General features: G+C 68.2%; 3 protein-coding genes. All 3 read left to right on the top strand.

Features of this window, described 5'->3' with window-relative positions:
- Window positions 1-11,022 (top strand): Ig-like domain-containing protein (locus tag VV867_RS18495; protein WP_328567227.1); only part of this gene is annotated, 11,022 nt, incomplete at its 5' end.
- A 332-nt stretch (window positions 11,023-11,354) separates the two neighbouring features.
- The gene (locus VV867_RS18490; RefSeq protein ID WP_328567226.1) at window positions 11,355-14,138 is read left to right on the top strand and encodes an Ig-like domain-containing protein; all 2,784 of its coding nucleotides are present in this window, start codon (window positions 11,355-11,357) and stop codon (window positions 14,136-14,138) included.
- A gap of 312 nt (window positions 14,139-14,450) precedes the next feature.
- Window positions 14,451-20,326 (top strand): Ig-like domain-containing protein (locus VV867_RS18485; protein ID WP_328567225.1); only part of this gene is annotated, 5,876 nt, incomplete at its 3' end.

The following is a 20,326-nucleotide window of genomic DNA, read 5'->3' as shown; positions in this document are numbered from 1 at the left end:
GCACCGGAGCCACCAGTCATCACTGACAACAACGGCAACGGCCTGGGCGGTACCGGCGAGCCGGAAGGCATCGTCACGGTCGAACTGCCGGACGGCAGTACCGTCACCACCGTGATCGACGAAAACGGCAACTGGGAGTTCCCGGAAAACCCGCTGGAGAACGGCGAGACCGGCACCGTCACCATCACTGATCCGTCGGGCAACGTCAGCCCGCCGACCGTGACCGAGCCGGCTGATGTCATTGCACCGGAGCCGCCAGTGGTTACCGAGAACAACGGCAACGGCCTGGGCGGCACCGGCGAACCGGAAGGTATCGTCACCGTCGAGCTGCCGGATGGCAGCACCATCACTACCGTGGTCGATGAGAACGGCAACTGGGAGTTCCCGGAAAACCCACTGGAAAACGGTGAGACCGGTACCGTCACCATCACCGATCCCTCGGGCAACATCAGTCCGCCGGTAACCACTGAGCCGGCCGACGTCATCACGCCGGAACCGCCGGTGATCACCGAGAACAATGGCAACGGCCTGGGCGGTACCGGCGAGCCGGAAGGCATCGTCACCGTCGAACTGCCGGACGGCAGCACCGTCACCACCGTCATCGACGAAAACGGCAACTGGGAATTCCCCGAAAACCCGCTGGAGAACGGCGAGAGCGGTACCGTCACCATCACCGATCCCTCGGGCAACATCAGCCCGCCGACCGAAACCGGTCCGGCCGATACCATCGCGCCGGAACCGCCGGTCATCACCGACAACAGTGGCAATGGCCTGGGCGGTACCGGTGAGCCGGAAGGCATCGTCACCGTGGAACTGCCGGATGGCAGCACCGTCACCACCGTGGTCGACGAGAACGGCAACTGGGAGTTCCCGGAAAACCCGCTGGAGAATGGCGAGACCGGTACCGTCACCATCACCGATCCGTCGGGCAACGTCAGCCCGCCCACTGTGACCGAGCCGGCAGACAACCTTGCCCCCGATATTTCCGAGGCCGAGGCGAGCCTCTGCCTGATCGACGATGTCGGCGCCATCACCGGGCCTATCGCCCAGGGCGGCCACACCGATGACAACCAGCCCGAGTTCAAGGGCCAGCTGGTCGGCGGCGATGCCGTGCTGGTGAACGTCTACGACAATGGCGAGCTGATCGGCAGCACCCCGGTGAACCCCGACGGCAGCTGGAGCTTCACCCCCGAGCAGCCGCTGGAGGAGGGCGAGCACAGCCTGCAGGCCAGCGCGGTGGATGCCGCCGGCAATGCCAGCGCCATGCTGCCGGCCGATGGCTGGAGCTTCACCGTCGATACCCTCGCGCCGGTCACCCCGCCTGAGGCGGTCGGTGCGCTGAGCCTGGTCGACGACGTCGGCGGCGTCATCGGCGAGATCGCCCGTGGCGGTGTGACCGACGATGCCAAGCCGAGCTTCGGCGGCAATGGCGTACCGGCCGATATCCAGAGCGTGAACGTCTACGACAACGGCGTGCTGATCGGCAGCGCCAGTGTCAGCGCTGGCCAGTGGAGCTTCGAGCCCGCGCTGCCGCTGCTGGCCGGCGAGCACAACTTCCAGGCCGCGCTGGTGGATGCCGCCGGCAACGAAGGGCCGAAGAGTGCCGACTGGCACTTCACCCTCAAGCTGACGCCGCCGGCCGCGCCCTCCATCGAGCACGTCATCGACGACCAGGCGCCGCTGACCAGCGAGCACCTGCAGCCCGGTGCGCAGACCGACGACCGTACCCCGACCATCAAGGGCACCGCCGAGGCGGGCACCCTGATCCACCTGTACGTCAATGGCAGCGAGGTCGGCAGCGTCGCCACCGACGCCGAGGGCAACTGGTCGATCACCCTGGACGACCTCGGCGCCGACGGCCTCAAGACACTCACCGCCAAGGCCGTGGACACGGCCGGGCAGTGGAGCCCGGCCACCGGCGGCTTCGACATCTTCCTCGACACCCGCGCACCGGCCACCCCGGATGCGCCGAGCGCGCTGGACAACGTCGGTGCCGTCACCGGCCCGATCACCGGCGGCGTAACCGACGACAGCACCCCGACCTTCAGCGGCAGCGCCGAACCGGGCGCCACCGTCACCATCAAGGATGGCGACAGCGTCCTGGGCACGGCCATCGTCGATGGCGAAGGCAACTGGAGCTTTACCCCGGCCGAGGCGCTGGGGGAGGGCGAGCACAGCATCACCACCGTGGTCAGCGATGCCGCCGGCAACGTCAGCGAGCCCAGCGATGCGCTGGTGCTGGTGGTCGACACCCGGCCGCTGGTGGTCAGCGTCGCCAAGGCGCTGGACGATGCCGGCAGCCTGACCGCCGAGCTGGGCAACGGCGCGGTGACCGACGACCGCACGCCGACCCTGGTGGGCAGCGCCACCGCCGGCGCCCTGGTCACCGTCATGGACGGCGCCAGCGTGCTCGGCTCGGTGGTGGCCGATGCCGCCGGTGCCTGGAGCCTGGAGCTGCCGGAGCAGGCCGATGGCAGCTACAGCTACGACGTCACCGCCAGCAACGGCGCCAACAGCGCCAGCACCCGCTTCGAACTGACCATCGACGGCAGCGCGCCGGCCAAGCCGGGGGCGATCCTCGCCGTCGACAACCTGGGCGACGTCACCGGCCCCATCGACAACGGCATCACCGACGACTCCACCCCGACCTTCAGCGGCAGCGCCGAGCCGGGCAGCGTCGTCACCATCCTGGATGGCGGCAGCGTGCTGGGCACGGCCGTGGCCGATGGCGACGGCAACTGGAGCTTCACCCCGGCGCAGCCGCTCACCGATGGCGAGCACGCCATCAGCGTGACCGCCACCGATGCCGCCGGCAACGTCAGCGAGCCGAGCGACGTGCTGGCGCTCACGGTCGACACCAGTGATGTGCTGGTGAGCATCGAGGCCGCCATCGACGATATCGGCGAACCCCAGAGCCTGAGCAACAACGCCCTGACCAATGACGCCACCCCGACCCTGGTCGGCAAGACCCTTGCCGACGCGGTCGTGGTCATCTTCGAAGGCGAGGTCGAGATCGGCAGCGTCACCGCCGATGCCGAGGGCAACTGGAGCTTCCAGCTGCCGGCCCAGGCCGATGGCGAGCACACCTATACTGCCAGCGTCTCCAATGGCGCCAACAGCGGCAGCGCCGAGTTCAGCCTGAACGTCGACACCGCCGCGCCGGCCACCCCGGCAGTGGTGCTCGCCACTGATGACCAGGGCCTGGTCCGCGGCCCGATCGCCGCCGGCGGCGTCACCGACGATGCCCAGCCGGTGTTCTCCGGCACGGCCGAGGCCGGTGCCGTGGTCACCCTGCTGGACGGCGCCGAGGTGCTGGGCAGCGTCACCGCCGATGCCAACGGCGACTGGAGCTTCACCCCGGCGCAGCCGCTGGCCGAGGGCAGCCACAGTATCAGCGCGCAGGTCAGCGATGCCGCCGGCAACGTCGGCCAGCCCGGCCCCGCGCTGGCGTTCAGCGTCGACACCGCGCCCATCAGCGTCAGCGTGATCAAGGCCAGCGACAACGTCGGCACCAAGCAGGGCGACCTGGCCGACAAGGCGCTCACCGACGACAACCGGCCGACCCTGGTCGGCACCGCCAGCGCCGGCGCCATCGTCAGCATCCTCGACGGTTCGACGCTGCTCGGCTCGGTGCTCGCCGACGCTTCCGGCAACTGGAGCCTGGAGTTGCCGGAGCAGGCCGACGGCAATCATGTCTACGACATCCTGGCCACCGCCGCCAACGGCAACGAGGCCGGCACCCGCTTCGAACTGGACATCGACACCCAGGCCCCCGACGCCCCGGCCGGCATCGTCGTGACCGACAACGTCGGCGCGCAGCAGGGCGGCCTGGAGGCCGGCGCCGCCACCGACGACAGCGCCGCGGTGATCAGCGGCAGCGGCGCCAACCCCGGCGACCTCATCACTGTCCACGACAACGGCAGCGTGATCGGCACCGCCATCGTCGACGCCGACGGCAACTGGAGCTACAAGCCGGAAACCCCGCTGGCCGAAGGCGAGCATGCGATCACGGCCTCGGCCACCGATGCCGCCGGCAATGAAAGTGCCCGGGGCCCGGCCCTGGGCTTCGTGGTCGACACCACCGCGCCGGGCGCGATCACCGACCTGGCGCTGGTCGACGACGTGGAAGGCGGCATCCTCGGCAGCATCGGCCAGGGCGAGCTGAGCAACGACGCCACGCCGACCTACAGCGGCCATGTCGAGGGCGGCGCCGTGCTGGTACGCATCTACGACAACGGCGAGCTGATCGGCTCGGCGAGCGTGGACGAAGCCGGCAACTGGCGTTTCGAGCCGCAGACGCCGCTGGCCGATGGCGCGCACAGCTTCCAGGCCGAGGCGCTGGACGCCGCCGGCAACCTCGGCCCGCGCAGCGAGGCCTGGGACTTCGTGGTCGATGCCGCCGTCCCCGAGACGCCGCGCATCACCCGCGTGCAGGACGACTTCGGGCCGCAACAGGGCGACCTCGACAAGGGCGCCGCCACCGACGACGCCAACCTGACCCTGAGCGGCACCGGCAGCGCCGGCGCCACCCTGTTCCTCTACGTGCGCCTGAGCGACGATGCGCAGGCGCCGAGCGAGCTGCTGGGCTCCACCGTCATCGATGCCAACGGCCAGTGGAGCCTGACCACCGACGACCTCGGCCAGTTCGGCGGCGACGGCATGAAGTACCTGTGGGCCAGCTCGCAGAGCCCCTCGGGGCAGATGAGCGAAGCGCCCGGCGAGGACTTCCCGGTCGAGCTGCAGAGCGCGTTGCCGGAGGTGCCGCAGCTGCTGGCGCTGGAGACCGAAGCCTTCACCAGCCTGGTCTCCGGCAACCTCACCAGCGACACCACGCCGAGCATTTCCGGCAGCGGTGCGCCGGGTTCGCTGGTGGTGGTCTACGACAATGGCCAGGAACTGGGCTCGACGCAGGTGGACGAGGCCGGCCACTGGAGCTTCACCCCGCAGGCGCCGCTGGCCGATGGCTCGCACGCGCTCACCGCGACCCTCACCGATGGCGTGGGCAACGTCACCGAGCCCAGCGCGCCCTGGCTGTTCGTGGTCGATACCCTGGCGCCGAACGTCGGCCTGGACATCAACACCGCCGAGCAGCTGGCCGGGCAGACCGAGCCGGGGGCGATCGTTACCGTGGTCGACAAGGCCGGCACGGCGCACAGCGTCACCGCCGACCAGGACGGCCGCTGGAGCATGCAGCCCAACCCCCTGGGCCTGGGCGAGGACGGCAGTCTTTCGGTACAGGACGCCGCCGGCAACCCATCGCAAGCCATCGTCATCCAGGGCGACGTGCTGGCCAGCTACGACCTGAGCCGCTATACCAGCCAGGTCAACACCACCGAGGCCGGGCCCCAGGCCAACCCGAGCGTGGCGACCCTGGCGGACGGCAGGATCATCGTGGTCTGGCAGGGTGGTGATACCAGCAACGATGCCGTCGAAGTGTTCATGCAACTGTTCGAGGCCGACGGCATCACCCGCATCGGCGGCGAGCAGCAGGTCAACCAGCGCAGCGCGTACAACCAGGACAGCCCGCAGGTGGTGGCCCTGGCCGACGGCGGCTACCTGGTGGTCTGGGAGTCCTACCTGGCCGGCCCGGACACCAGCGGCGACGGCATCATGGCACGCCGCTACGGCGCCGACGGCAGCCCGCTGACCGACGAGTTCGCGGTCAACCTGAATACCGCCGGCGGGCAGAAATCGGCCGTCGCCATCGCCCACCCGGATGGCGGCTACACCATCAGCTGGATGAGCGACCCGAACGGCAGCAGCACCGACCTGATCGTGCAGCGCAGCTTCGATGCCGACAACCAGCCGCTGACCGGCGACGTGATCGTGGGCAGCGGCGAGGCATACGGTGCCTCCGGCGCACCGGCCATGGCGGCCTTCGCCGACGGCATGTACGTGACCGTGTGGAGCGGTGCCAAGGGCCCGGGCGACACTTCCGCCAGCGGCGTCATCGGCCAGCTGTACAAGGCCGACGGCACGCCGCTGGGCGGCAACTTCCAGGTCAACGGCAGCACCGGCAACAGCCAGGACTACCCGGACGTGATCACCCTCAGGGACGGCAGCTTCGTGGTGGTCTGGGAGGGCAACCCGCCGGGCAGCAGCGGCTACGACGTCTACATGGCGCGCTACAGCGTCGACCCGGCCAGCGGCGCCGTGCAGCAGATCGGCATGGGCGATGTCCGCGTCAACAGCAACGTGGCGGGCGACCAGTACAAGCCCACCGCGGTGGCCCTGGACGACGGCGGCTACCTGGTCCTGTGGGGCTCGGCCGGCGGCGACGGCAGCGGCTCGGCGGTCTACGCCCAGCGCTACGACGCCCAGGGCAAGCCGCTGGGCCGCGAGTTCCTGGTCAACCCGACCACCGAGGGCAACCAGGGCTGGGCCGGCGACAGCGTCGACATGAAGAACCTGCTGGACGCCACCGTGATGGACGACGGCAACGTCTACGTGACCTGGCAGAGCGACAAGGCCGACAGCAATAGCTGGGGCATCGAAGGCACCGTCATCGACATCGATGCCGGCTACTACTCGGAATTCCGCGTCAACGGCACCCTGGCCGGCGACCAGGACCGCTCGGCCACGGCCAAGCTGCCCAACGGCGGCTTCGTGGTGGTCTGGGAGTCGGCCACGGGCGACGGTTCCAACGACTGCGTCATGGCCCAGTTGTTCGACGCCAGGGGCATGCCGCTGGGCGGCGAGTTCGTGGTCAACGGCAGCACCGCCAACTACCAGGGCCAGCCCGCGGTGGCAGTGCTCGCGGACGGCAGCTTCGTGGTCAGCTGGACCAGCCACGCCGGCGGCAACGACGCCATCCTGCAGCAGAAGTACGGCTACACCTACGACCTCGATGGCCAGATCATCGGCGCGGTACGCGAAGGTACCGAGCACATGGTCAATGTCAACGACGCCGGCCACCAGCGCTTCTCCAGCATCACCGCGCTGGACGACGGCGGCTACATTGTCAGCTGGAGCTCCAACCCCACCGGCACCAGCGGCAAGTGGCAGATGTTCCTGCGCCAGTACGCGGCCGATGGCTCGCCGCAGGGCGGCGACCAACTGGTCGGCGACGCCACCTACCACACCTCGGCGGGGCCGGACGCGCCGTCCCTGGCGACCCTGCCGGACGGCACCGTGGTGATTGCCTACAACCGCGACGCCGGCGGCGCCGCCGGGGTGGAGTCGTACTTCCGCCTCTACGACCCGGCGACCCAGAGCCTGGGCGGCGAAGTGCTGGTCAACCAGACCTCGGCCAACAAGCAGTCCTCGCCGTCGGTCTCGATGCTGTCCAACGGCAATTTCATCGTCACCTGGGACTCCAACGACAATAGCGGGCCCGACCAGTCCGGCGCCAGCATCTGGGGGCGGATCTTCGATGCCGCCGGCCAGCCGCTGGGCAACGAGTTCCTGGTGTCCAACAGCACCCTGGGCGACCAGGCGGAACCGCTGGTGGTGGCGCGCGAGGATGGCGGCTTCGTGGTCATCTACGTGTCCCGCAGCGAGGCGGCGCCGGGCGCCGGAACCTACGGCGTCTACGCCCAGTACTTCGACGATGCCGGGCACAAGGTCGGCCAGCAGCTGCACATCAACCAACTGGTGAGCGGCGACCAGGTCGAGGTCGACGCCACCTTCCTGGACAGCGGCAAGCTGTTCGTCAGCTGGACCGACAAGGGCGTCAGCGACGGCAGCGGCAGCGCCATCAAGGGCAGCCTGGTGGACCTGGACGAGAGCCTCGGCCTCATCGCGCCGCCGCCCGTGGGCGAAGGCGTGACCGGCATCGACTACGTGCCGGCCGACCCGCCGGCGATCAGCGTGCTCAGCGTCGGCCTGGACAGCAACAGCGCCGAGCAGTTGGGCGGCCGCACCGAGCCGGGCGCCATCGTCACCGTGGTGGATGCCAAGGGTGTCACCCACACCGCCACCGCCGACGAGCACGGCCGCTGGGCCATCTACCCCAACCCGCTGGCGGAGGGCGAGCAGGGCAGCCTGTCGGCCCGCGACGCGGCCGGCCACGAGGCGCCGCCGGTGGCCATCCAGGGCGCGGCCCTGGCCGACTACCAGCTGGTCCGCCACACCGTGGAGGTCAACACCACCGAGGCCGGCCCCCAGGCCAACCCGAGCGTGGCGACCCTGGCGGACGGCAGGATCATCGTGGTCTGGCAGAGTGGCGATGCCAGCGCCGGCAATGCCGAGGTGTTCATGCAACTGTTCGCGGCCGACGGCGTCACCCGCATCGGCGGCGAACAGCAGGTCAACCAGCGCAACGCCAGCAACCAGGACAGCCCGCAGGTGGTGGCCCTGGCCGACGGTGGCTACCTGGTGGTCTGGGAGTCCTACCAGGCCGGCCCGGACACCAGTGGCGATGGCGTCATGGCGCGCCGCTACGGCGCCGACGGCACCCCGCTGACCGACGAGTTCGCGGTCAACGTCGCCACTGCGGGCGGCCAGCGGTCGCCCATCGCCATCGCCCACCCGGACGGCGGCTACACCATCAGCTGGCAGAGCGACCCGGATGCCGGCACCACCAACCACATCGTGCAGCGCAGCTTCGACGCCGACAACCAGCCGCTCACCGGCGACGTCATCGTCGGCAGCGGGAACCTCTACGGCAACGAAGGCGCGCCGGCCATGGCGGTCTTCGCCGACGGCATGTACGTGACCGTGTGGACCGGCCACGGCGGCCCCGGGGACAACTCCGCCAGCGGCGTCATCGGCCAGCTGTACAAGGCCGACGGCACGCCGCTGGGCGGCAACTTCCAGGTCAACACCGGCACCGGCAACAGCCAGAACTACCCGGACGTGATCACCCTCAAGGACGGCAGCTTCGTGGTGGTGTGGGACAGCAACCTGCCCGGCTCGGTCGGCTCGGACGTCTATGCCGCGCATTACCGCGTCGACCCGGCCAGCGGCGAGCTGTCGCTGGTGGGCGCGGGCGACTTCCGCGTCAACAGCGGCCTGGCCGGCAAGCAGTACAAGCCCACCGCGGTGGCCCTGGAGGACGGCGGCTACCTGGTGGTGTGGGGCTCGGACGGTGGCGACGGCAGCGGCTCGGCGGTCTACGCCCAGCGCTACGACGCCCAGGGCCAGCCGCTGGGCCGCGAGTTCCTGGTCAACCCCACCACCGAGGGCAACCAGGGCTGGGGTGGCGACAGCGGCGACATGAACAACCTGCTGGACGCCACGCTCATGGCCGACGGCAACGTCTACGTGACCTGGCAGAGCGACAAGGCCGACAGCAACAGCTGGGGCATCGAGGGCACCGTCATCGACATCGACGCCGGCTACTACTCGGAGTTCCGCGTCAACGGCACGCTCTCCGGCAACCAGGACTTCTCGGCCAGCGCGCGCCTGCCCAACGGCGGCTTCGTGGTGGTCTGGGAATCGGCCACGGGCGACGGCTCCAACGACTGCGTCATGGCCCAGCTGTTCGATGCCAGGGGCATGCCGCTGGGCGGCGAGTTCGTGATCAACGGCACCACCGCCAACTACCAGGGGCGGCCGTCGGTAGCGGTGCTCGAGGACGGCGGCTTCGTGGTCAGCTGGACCAGCTACGCCGGCGGCAACGATGCCATCCTGCAGCAGAAGTACGGCTACACCTACGACCTCGACGGCCAGATCACCGGGGCGGCGCGCGAGGGCGGCGAGCACATGGTCAACGTCAACGACGCCGGCAGCCAGCGCTACTCCAGCATCACAGCGCTGGACGACGGCGGCTACATGGTGACCTGGAAGTCGTCGGTGGGCGGCGAGTGGCATGTCTATGCCCGCCAGTACAAGGCCGATGGCTCGCCGGCGGGCGGCGAACAGCTGGTCAGCGATACCAACTATGCCGACAGCCTCGACACCCGCGCACCGTCGCTCAGCACCCTGGAGGATGGTCGCGTGGTGTTCGCCTACGGCCGCAACCTGGGCGGCGGCGCCGGTGGCGAGGTGTTCTTCCGTGTCTACGACCCGGCGACCGGGAGTTTCGGGCCGGAGATCCTGGCCAACCAGACCAGCGCCAACAGCCAGGCCTCGCCCAGCGTGTCGCAACTGGCCAACGGCAACTTCGTGGTGACCTGGGATTCCAACGACCACGGCGGCCTGGACCAGTCCGGCTACGGCGCCTGGGGGCGGGTCTTCAATGCCGCCGGCGAGCCGCTGGGCAACGAGTTCCTGCTCAACACCCGCACGGCCGGCAACCAGGCCCTGCCGCTGGTGGTGGCCCGCGAGGGCGGCGGCTTCGTGGTGGTGTACCAGTCCGCCAGCGATGGCGCGCCGGGGACGGGCAGCTACGGCATCTACGCCCAGTTCTTCGACGACACCGGGCGCAAGGTCGGCCAGGAGCTGCACATCAACCAACTGCTCAGCGGCGACCAGACGCAGGTTTCCGCGACCTTCCTGGACAGCGGCAAGCTGTTCGTCAGCTGGACCGACAACGGCGTCAGCGACGGTAGCGGCAGCGCGGTCAAGGGGCGCCTGGTGGACCTGGAGGAAACCCTCGGCCTGCCAGCACCCGCCGTGGAAGGCGGCGCCACCCACGTCGACTACCACCCGGTATCGGACATCCTCGGCACCGCCGGCGACGACATGCTCGACGCCCGTGGCTATACCACCGCCAGTGGCGGCGAGGGCAACGACGCCATCCTCATCGACGGTACGGGCTTCGCCCACATCGACGGCGGCGCCGGCTACGACATCCTGGTCTGGGCCTCGCGCAATTCGCTGGACCTGGGCACGATCGCCGACAGGGTGGAGAACATCGAGGCCATCCACCTGGGCGAGGCGCTGGGCCAGACGCTGAGCCTGAGCCTGGCCGACCTGCTGAAGATAGTCCCGCAGGAGGGGGACGCGCAGCGGCTGAGGATCACCGGCGACACCGGCCAGAACGGCGTGACGGATAGCGTCGACATCGATCTCTCGGCATGGTCCCTGGACGCCGGGCAGGCCAAGGTCACCGAGGGGGCGGTCACCTATGACGTCTACACCTCGGCCAGCGCCTCCCATGTGCAACTGCTGATCCAGGAGGGGCTGTACGTGGTCTGAGTGACACTCGCGGCGAGGGACCGCCGCGTGGCAATGGAAAAGGCACGAACCTCGGTTCGTGCCTTTTTTCGTTTTCGCCCCGGCAGGGCGACGGACGTGCTTGAGGAAATCCCTAAAGCCCGGCCGGGGCGGGGTGGCTTTAGGGGGATTCCTAATGGTTAGGAGCCTGCGGCGCTGTAGCCTTCCCGGCGCCCTCGGCCATTGTCCGTGGCCCAGGGGGCGCCGGGCCCTTCGTGCTCACCTGGAAGCTGGCTGTCGGGCAGCCCGCGCTTCGTATCTTCATTGGCTGCCCTAGCCGGGGCGACGTTTCACTGTTTCGGGAGGAATTGAAAATGGACGCAATTGAACTGATTGCGAAAAGCTCGGGAGAGGTGACGGGCCTGACCGGCAACAGCCTGTTGTCCTTGTCGCACCCGAGCGTGGTGAAGATCGCCGCCGCGCCGGAAGACGTCAGGTCCATCAGCCGCGACGGCAACCACCTGGTGGTGCGCCTGAAGAGCGGCAAGGTCATCACGGTCGACAACTTCTTCCAGGACTTCGACGGCGTGCGCAACGACCTCGTTCTGGAAGCCCCCGACGGCAAGCTGTGGCTGGCCGGCTACGAGGAACCCTGGCAGGGCGCGGAGCTGACCGAGCTGGGCTCGGTCGAAGAACTGCTGGCGCTGCAGTCGGACGACCACAACGTCGCCTTCGGCCTGCTGGTGCCGGCCGCCGGGCTCGGCGCCATCGGCGTGGGCAACATGCTGACCCAGCGTGGCGGCGGCGGTGGCGCCTCGCCGCGCAATGGGGACCCCCTGCCGGGAGAGGCGCCGGCCGCGCCGAAGGTCCTCTTCAACAACCAGCAGGGCCTGACCGGCACCTCCGAGCCCGGCAACCTGATCACCCTGACCCGCCCGGATGGCAGCACCGTCACCACCATCGCCAGCACCGACGGCACCTGGGCCTTCCTGCCCAACCCGCTGGAGGATGGCAAGGGCGGCAGTGTCACCGCCAGCAACGGCAACGGCACCAGCCCCGCGGTCGATACCGGCCTGGCCGACCTGACCCCGCCGAAGGACCCGGTCGTCACCGAGAACAACGCCAACGGCCTGTCCGGCACCGGCGAGGCGGGCGACACCATCATCCTCACCAAGCAGGACGGCAGCACCGTCACCACCACTGTTGACGAGAACGGCAACTGGACCTTCCCGGAGAACCCGCTGGGCAATGGCGAGTCCGGTTCGCTGGTGGAGGTGGACCCCGCCGGCAACCACAGCGGCAGCGTGGACACCGGCCCGTCCGACACCGAGGTGCCGGAGGCGCCGAAGGTGGAGCAGAACAACGGCCAGGGCCTGGCCGGTACCGGTGAGCCGGGTGGCACCGTCACCGTCGAACTGCCCGGTGGAAGCACCGTCACCGCCACCGTGGATGAGGACGGCAATTGGAAGCTCCCGGAGAATCCGCTGGAGAACGGCCAGACCGGAATCGTCACCATCACCGATCCCTCGGGCAACGTCAGTCCGCCCACCGTCACCGAGCCGGCCGATACCATCGCGCCTGAACCGCCAGTGGTCACCGAGAATGGCGATGGCCTGGCCGGCACCGGTGAGTCGGGTGGCACCGTCACCGTCGAACTGCCCGATGGCAGCACCGTCACCACCGTCGTGGATGGAAATGGCAACTGGGAATTTCCGGAGAACCCGCTGGAAGGCGGCGAGGAAGGCACGGTCACGGTGACCGACCCCGCCGGCAACATCAGCGGGGAAACGCCGACCGGCCCGGCCACGCCCGATCCGGAAGAGCCGGGCGACCCGCTGGCGGCGCCTGTCATCGACTGGATTCGCGATGACCAGGAAGCACAGGTCGGCGAAGTCGCGCCCGGCGAAAGCACCAACGACCGCAGCCCCACCGTGGGTGGCACCGGTTTGCCCGGCAGCCTGCTGACCCTGTACCTCGATGACCGGGTCGTGGGCAGTACCACCGTGGGCCAGGATGGCAAGTGGGAGATCGCTGTCGCCGACCTGGGCGAGGACGGGGCCAAGCGCTTCAGTGCCGAGCAGTCCATCGATGGGAAGGACAGCCCGAAGAGCGAGGTGGTGGAGATTGTGCTGGATACCCAGGCGCCCGGACGGCCGCTGATCGAGGATGTGTACGACAACTTCGGTCCTGACCAGGGCTCGATCGCCAATGGCGGGCAGACCGACGATTTCTGGCCGACCATCAGCGGCCGCATCGAAGGTGGCGATATCGCCTACGTTAAGCTCTTCGACAAGGGCATGCTGGTCGGCTCGGCCGTGGTCGACGCATCCGGTGCCTGGGTGTTCGAGAGCCCCCTGCTTGGCGCTGGCAACCATGGCCTGCAGGTATCGGCGGTGGACAAGGCCGGGAACGAGGGGCCGCTTAGCGCATCCTGGAGCTTCTCCGTTCCCCAGACGGTTCCCCCCTATCCGGTCATCAGCATGGTTGTCGACGACTTCGGCGGCCAGCTCGGTCCGCTGGAAAAAGGCGACTTCACCGATGACCGGACACCCACGGTGAAAGGCACCGGTACGCCGGGGCACACCATGGAGCTGTACCTGCAGCTGCAGGACGACGGCAGCGGGGTGGACCTCGACACGGCCATCCTCCTGGGTTCGGCCACGGTGGGTGTCGATGGCAGTTGGACGATCGATTGCCCGGACCTGTTCGACTACGGCGGCTACGGCGAGAAGTTCCTCTATGCATCGTCCTACGATGCCCAAGGTGACCGCACGCCGGCCACCGGTGCCTACGACATCATCCTCGAACCGGTGGAAGAGGCCGGGTTGCGCGCGTTGTCCGGCGAGGCGACACCGGAGCCGGCCTACGCGCTGGATGAGGGTGGCAGCCTGGTCCTCCAGTTGTTGACCCATGGCGCTGCGCTGGAGGACGTCCAGCCGCGCGGACAGTCCGCCTGGGAGCAGGAAGGACGCATCGACCTGGCCGGGCTGCTGGGTGAAATGGGGCAACCGGGAGAAGGGTTGCTGGCGGCCCTGGCCGGCGCGGGCGACGACAGCGCCACCGGCGCTGTGCCCACCGTCGACGCCGCGGTGCCGATGGCGGCATTGGAGCGCGTCGACCTGCTCGAACTGCTGCAGGGCCAGCAACTGGTCCTCTAAGACCGAGCGGCCGGCCGCCGTTGATGGCGGTCGGTCTCTTTCCCCATCAAGGGCGCGAACCGTGTTCGCGCCCTTTTTTCATCCGCGCCCGAAGTGCCCCGGGAGGCGATTTACGCCCGCCGGCCGGGTGCTTTAGGGGGTTCCCTAGATACCTTCCCGGGCAACTTTCCTAGCATCGCCGGTGGGACTTCAGCACACAACCAACACTGCCAGAAGTGAGTGCGCCCACGCTGGTGGCGATCTGCCCAATGCAATCGGCCGCCCATCCATGGGCGCTATTTCATCATTGAACAATCAAGGAGTTTTCGGCCCATGACCGAAAAGAACTGGAGCGACGATCAGGACAGCATGCAGGCCAACACATCGGCTGCCCAAGAGGCATCGGCGGGGCGAGTCGCGCCCGCTCCGCAGGCCGAGGAGACCACCCAGGCCAAGCCCACATTCCAGATATGGGATGACTATGGTTACCTCAAGGGAGAGGTGACAGAGGGGACGCGTACCGACGATCCCGCCCTGTCCTTCAAGGGGCAGGGGCTGACCGAAGGGCAGGAGGTGACCGTCAAGGCCGTGCTCGAGTCCGGCGAAGTGATGGCGCTGGGCGTCGCAACGGTGCGTAAGAATGGTCACTGGTCCATAAGCCCGAACCTCTCCTTCGTGCAGGAAGGCATGGAAGGCGTGGTGGACTTCTTCATCACCGTCGAGGGTGTCGATTCCGACCCGGTCAAGGGGGTGGTCATCGATCGCATCAGGCCGGAAGAGATTGCGCTGGAGTCGATGCAGGTGCTGGGTGGCGTCCTGCCGGTGACCATCGAGGGTGCCCAGAGCCAGGTCCAGATCAATGCCCAGCGTCCGGTCTTCGACGGAAAATTCAGCCAGGCGGCCAGCCCGGAGGACCTGCAGCACGTGAGGATCGTCATCAAGAAGGATGGCAAGACGATTCTTGGCGACCTGCCGATCGTGGTGAGTGTCGCGGCCGATGGCTCCTGGCATTACGATTGGCCCGAGGAACTGGTTGGGCAGGGCGGCGACTACACGCTCGCCTTCTACATGATGGACGATGCCGGCAACTCCCCCGAGGCGGCTCCGGGCTCCCAGGTTGACAAGCCCTTCCTGCAACTCGAACTGCAACTGGACTTCGTCGCACCCGATGAGGCCGAGCTCAGCCTCACCCTGCACGACGACTTCGGGCCCGTCACCGGTATTATCGCCGCGGGCGGGAAGACCGACGACGCCACCCCGGCGTTGAAAGGGAAGGTGGAGAATTTCGACGCCACCGACGTCAAGTGGGTGGAAATATTCCTCGATGGCACCTCGCTGGGCACGGTGCTGGTGGATGACCAGGGCAACTGGGAATTCACCCCGGAGGAGGGGACGGTGCTCCTTGGCGAGCACAGCTTCGAGGCATACCCGGTGGATGCAGCCGGCAATCGGGGCGCCAATGGGGCAGCCATCGACTTCGAGGTGGTGGACCCCGCAGTGTTGCCGAACGCGCCGGTCATCAATCAGATCGAGGATGGCCATGGTTCTGTCACCGGCCTGCTGAACGATGGCGACGTCACCGACGACACCAGCCTGAGCGTCAGCGGTACCGCCGAAGCCGGTAATCTCGTGCTGCTGTACGTCGACGGCGAACTGGTCGCCAGCGCCACCGCCGACGAACAGGGCAACTGGACGACGGAGCTGCCGCTGAACGGTGAGGATGGCGAACAGGTCATCACCGCCAAGGCGCAGGACGAGGCTGGCCGCCACAGCGACGAGACCGCTCCGGTTTCCATCGTCCTCGACACCACTGCGCCGGACAAGCCGGGGCAGGCTGGCGCCGAGGACAACGAAGGCGTGGTGCAGGGGCCGATCGGCCAGTATGGAACCACCAATGACAATACTCCGGAATTCAGCGGCCAGGCCGAGCCGGACGCCGTGGTCATCATCAGCGACAACGGCAAACCCCTGGGCAGCGTGGTGGCCGACGCCGAAGGCAACTGGAGCTATACGCCCGAGCCGCCGCTGGACGATGGCTCGCACAGCATCACCGTGCAGGCCCAGGACGCCGCCGGCAACCTCAGCGAGCCCAGCGACGCGCTGGAGTTCAGCGTCTGGAGCGAAGCGCCGCAAGTGCAGATCCTGCATGCGCTGGACGCTGTCGACCCGACCACCGGGCCGGTGGCGGACAATGGCAGCACCAACGACAACCGTCCGACCCTGGTGGGGACCGCGACGGCGGGCGCGCTGGTGATCATCTCCGAAGCCGGGATCGTCCTCGGTAGCGTACAGGCGGACGCCGGGGGCAACTGGAGCCTGCAGCTGCCCCTGTTCCAGGGCGACGGCCCGCACACCTACAGCGCCGAGGTCCAGAGCGCCACCGGCGAATTCGGCCGGGACGACTTCACCCTGACGATTGATACCCGGGTTCCGGACCGTCCGCTCATCGACAGCGTGCTGGACAATGTTGGTGCGGTCACGGGCGCCCTGCAGTCCGGCGATACCACCGACGATGCCAACCCGATCCTGGAGGGCAGCGATGCCGAGCCCAACGGGCTGGTCAAGGTCTATGACAACAATGGCCCTGATCCGATCGCCAGCATCACGGCCGACGAAAATGGCAACTGGAGCCTGGAACTGCCGGAGCTGGCTGACGGCGAGCACCGCCTGACCGTCACCGTTTCCGACACCGCGGGCAACGAAAGCAAGCCGAGTCGTCCGTTCGAGCTGACCGTGGACACCGCTGTGCCGACCGACCTGCGTATCGACCGCATCGAGTTGGTCGACGACTTCGGTCCGGTCACCGGGGTGATCGCCAATGGCGGCTCCACCGACGACGCCGCGCCGCTCGTGCAGGGCCATGTCGAAGGCGAGGCCCAGTACGTGGAAATCTACGACGGCGCGACCCTGCTGGGTACCGCCCTGGTGGACAGCGAAGGCAACTGGAGCTTCCAGGCGCCTGACCTGGCTGCCGGCGAGCACAACATCTCCGCCCGTCCGGTGAATGCCATCGGCCAGGTGGGCGAGGCCAGCGAAAGCATCGGCTTCACCGTGGTGGGCGAGGAAACCCCGCTGCCGCCGATGCCGGTCATCAGCGAAATCATCGATGGCGAGGGCTCGGTCACCGGCCTGCTGAACGACGGCGACGTCACCGACGACGCCAGCCTGAGCCTCAGCGGTACCGCTGAAGCGGGTGACACCGTGCTGCTGTACGTCAACGGTGAACTGGCCGCCAGCGTCGTCGCCGACGAACAGGGCAACTGGAGCGTGGACCTGCCGCTGACCGGCGATGGCGAGAAGGTCATCACCGCCAAGGCGCAGGACGAGGCCGGTCGTCACAGTGAAGAGACCGCTCCGGTCTCCGTCATCCTCGACACCACAGCGCCGGAACAACCGGATGTGGTCGGCGCCGAGGACAACGCCGGCGCCATCACCGGCCCGATCGAGCCGGGCAGCGTGACCGACGAGGCCCAGCCGACCCTCAGCGGTTCGGGCGAGCCGGGCGATACCGTGAGCATCCTCGACAACGGTGAAGAGATCGGCACCGCCGTCATCGACGAGAACGGCCACTGGGAATTCACCCCGGAACAGCCGCTGGAAGAGGGCGACCACAGCATCAGCGTGGTCATCACCGATCCGGCCGGCAACGCCAGCCAGCCCAGCGAGTCGCTGGACTTCAGCGTCGACACCAGTGTGCCGCCGATGGTCATCGACCGCATCGAGCTGATCGACGATGTCGACCCGGTCACCGGGGTGATCGCCAACGGCGGTTCCACCGACGATGCTGCGCCGCTCGTACAGGGCCATGTCGAAGGTGAGGCCCAGTACGTGGAAATCTATGACGGCCAGACCCTGCTGGGCACCGCCCTGGTGGACGGCGAAGGCAACTGGAGCTTCCAGGCACCCGAGCTGGCCTCCGGCGAGCACAGCATCTCCGCCCGTCCGGTGAACGCCATCGGCCAGGAGGGCGAGGCCAGCGAGAGCATCGGCTTCACCGTGGTGGGCGAGGAAACCCTGCTGCCGCCGATGCCGGTCATCAGTGAAATCGTCGATGGCGAGGGCTCGGTCATCGGCCTGCTGAACGACGGCGACGTCACCGACGACGCCAGCCTGAGCGTCAGCGGTACCGCCGAAGCCGGCAACCTCGTGCTGCTGTACGTCAACGGTGAACTGGCTGCCAGCGTCGTCGCCGACGAACAGGGCAACTGGAGCACCGACCTGCCGCTGGCCGGCGATGGCGAGAAGGCCATCACCGCCAAGGCGCAGGACGAGGCCGGCCGTCACAGCGACGAGACCGCCCCGGTCTCCGTCATCCTCGACACCACTGCGCCGGAGCAACCGGACGTGGTGACCGCCGAGGACAACACCGGTGCCATCACCGGCCCGATCGAAGCGGGCAGCGTGACCGACGAAGCCCAGCCGACCCTCAGCGGCTCGGGCGAGCCGGGCGATACCGTGAGCATCCTCGACAAGGGTGAAGAGATCGGCACCGCCGTCATCGACGAGAACGGCCACTGGGAATTCACCCCGGAACAGCCGCTGGAGGAGGGCGACCACAGCATCAGCGTGGTCGTCACCGATCCGGCCGGCAACGCCGGCGAACCGAGCGATGCGCTGGAATTCGTGGTCGATACGGCTCCGCCGTTCGTGACCATAGACGTGGCCATCGACGAGGTTGGCAACATCACCGGCGAGGTTCTCGACGGCGGCGTGACCGACGATCGACGCCCGACCCTGAAGGGCACCGCCACCCCGGACGCCCTGGTGGTCATCAAGGAAGGCCCGGTGGTCTACGGCAGCGTGGTCGCCGACGCCGAGGGCAACTGGAGCCTGCGCCTGCCGCTGTCGCAGAGCGACGGTGATCATGTCTACATCGCCGAGGTGCAGAACGCCGCCGGCAATTCGGCCCAGGCCGAATTCGTCCTGGTGATCGATACCCAGCTTCCGGATCGCCCGGTCCTCGACAGCGTGCTGGATAATGTCGGTGCGATCACGGGGCCACTGCTTTCCGGCGATACCACCGACGACGCCAACCCGACCCTCAAGGGTGGCGACGCCGAGCCCAACGGGCTGGTCAAGGTCTATGACAACGGCAAACTGATCGCCAGCACCACGGCCGACGAATACGGCGAATGGAGACTGGACCTGGAGCTGGAGGAAGGCGAACACCGCCTGACCGTCACCGCTTGCGACGAGGCCGGCAGCGAGAGCCGGCCGACCCGTCCGTTCGACCTGACCGTGGACACGTCGCAGGCCGACCTGCGCATCGACCAGATCGAACTGATCGACGACTTCGGCCCGGTCACCGGCGCCATTGTCGATGGCGGCAAGACCGATGACACCACGCCGGTGCTCAAGGGGCACGTCGAAGGCACCAACGTCGCCTATGTGGAAATCTACGATGGCGAAACCCTGCTGGGCTCCGCCCCGGTGGACGAAGACGGCAACTGGGAATTCGAGGTGCCGGAACGGGCCACGGGCGAACATGTCCTCAGCGCCGTTCCGGTGGACAGCCTCGGCAAGAATGGCGAGGCCAGCGACAGCATCCGCTTCGAAGTGGTGGGGCCGGAGGTGACGTCGCCGAGCGCGCCGGTCATCAGTGAGATCGTCGATGGCGAGGGCTCGGTCACCGGCCCGCTGAACGACGGCGACGTCACCGATGACACCAGCCTGAGCGTCAGTGGTACCGCCGAAGCCGGCAATCTCGTGCTGCTGTACGTCAACGGCGAACTGGCTGCCAGCGTCATTGCCGACGAAAACGGCAACTGGAGCACCGACCTGCCGCTGGCCGGCGATGGCGAGAAGGCCATCACCGCCAAGGCGCAGGACGAGGCTGGCCGTCACAGCGACGAGACCGCCCCGGTCGCCGTCATCCTCGACACCACCGCCCCGGAGCAACCGGACGTGGTCAGCGCCGAGGACAACGCCGGCGCCATCACCGGGCCGATCGAGCCGGGCAGCGTGACCGACGAAACCCAGCCGACCCTCAGTGGTTCGGGCGAGCCGGGCGATAGCGTGAGCATCCTCGACAACGGTGAAGAGATCGGCACCGCCGTCATCGACGAGAACGGCCACTGGGAATTCACACCCGAAGAGCCGCTGGAGGAGGGCGACCACAGCATCAGCGTGGTGATCACCGACCCGGCCGGCAACGCCAGCCAGCCCAGCGAGTCGCTGGACTTCAGCGTCGACACCAGCGTGCCACCGAT

It is taken from the genome of Pseudomonas sp. JH-2 (assembly GCF_036231725.1).
Lineage (GTDB): Bacteria > Pseudomonadota > Gammaproteobacteria > Pseudomonadales > Pseudomonadaceae > Pseudomonas > Pseudomonas delhiensis.
Note: the sequence above shows the minus strand (reverse complement) of the source record. Positions and strands in the feature narration are given on the sequence as shown.

What these genes read in the sequence shown, in the direction of transcription:
- VV867_RS18490 (WP_328567226.1), top strand. Translation starts at nt 11,355, where the DNA reads ATGGACGCAATTGAACTGATTGCGAAAAGCTCGGGAGAGGTGACGGGC.